The sequence below is a fragment of the Nostoc sp. 2RC genome (assembly GCF_014222165.1).
GTDB lineage: Bacteria > Cyanobacteriota > Cyanobacteriia > Cyanobacteriales > Nostocaceae > Nostoc > Nostoc linckia.
The window spans coordinates 1-1,053 of the sequence record NZ_JACKZU010000737.1 but is presented as its reverse complement, the minus strand read 5'-3'; the positions used below and the strand labels follow the sequence as shown (position 1 = coordinate 1,053).

1 protein-coding gene is annotated in these 1,053 nt (G+C 47.1%); it reads left to right on the top strand.

The window, feature by feature from the left end; all coding sequences use genetic code 11:
• Window positions 1-110 precede the first annotated feature (110 nt).
• Window positions 111-764 carry a DUF2996 domain-containing protein gene (locus tag GNE10_RS34755; RefSeq protein ID WP_185570537.1) on the top strand — a complete coding sequence of 218 codons (654 nt, stop codon included), beginning with the start codon at window positions 111-113 and terminating at the stop codon, window positions 762-764.
• Window positions 765-1,053: the final 289 nt, after the last annotated feature.

Here is a 1,053-nt window from a genome sequence, read left to right as displayed (position 1 = left end):
CCCCAACTCCCCTATCTCCCCAACGACACTAGTATGTCAAAATAAAAATACCCGATATCTCAAGGTGAGCGATCGCTCAATCAAGCAAGATTAAAGGATTGACCTGAGTAATGGCAGAAGAACCGAATCACAATGAAGCGGGAGAGGTAGCTCCCAGCACTGTTGACAAGCAGGCTCCCAGTGTCGCTGAAGAAAAGGCTCCCAGTACAGACTCATCCCAAGCGACAGACATCCCTACTGCCAACACGCCAGATCCTAAGGCCGCAAACCCGGAAGATAACCCCAATGCTGCTAAACCTGCTGCGGCTTCAGCCAAACGCGAAAAACCAGCCGCCGCAGGAGAAGAAAAACCAGCCGCCGCAGCTAAAGCCCCTAAGAAAGAAAAAGCCCCATCTGTTGAAGATAAACCATTTGTAGAGTTTATTGAGCAAGACTATTTGCCAGCTTTACAAAAAGCCATCGCTCAGCAAGGCGTACAAGATTTAAAAGTGGCTTTTGCTAAGCAAAAGGTTCCAATCAAGGGCTTTGAATCAGCTGAAGAATCCTGGCAAATTATCGGCAGTTGGCAAAACGGTTTGTACAATTTTAATTTGTATTTTCCTGAAGAAGATATTCAAGGGAAAAAGGGTTTTTCTTGTAATGAAGGCAAACAACCCAGCACTCTTGAGTCATTCTTAATTGATGAGCGCAAAACTACACTAGACCTCTTGGTATTTGGCCTAGTGCAGCGTTTAAACGGTCAAAAGTGGCTAAGTACAAATTAGTCATGGGGCATAGGGCATAGGGCATTGGTTATTCTCCGTGTCCGGAATACGGTTTGGGGAAAGGGGAAAGGGGAAAGGGAAAAGGGGAAAGGGAAAAGGGGAAAGGGAAAAGGGGAAAGGTTTCAAATACATCCTTTACCCCTTACCTATTAACCTTTTCCCAGACCACAAGGGAAGTTCATACTGCTTATCCGAACCCTATTGTCCGTGTCTCCGTGTCTCCGTGTCTCCGTGTCTCCGTGTCTCCGTGTCTCCGTGTCTCCGTGTCTCCGTGTCTCCGTGTCTCCGT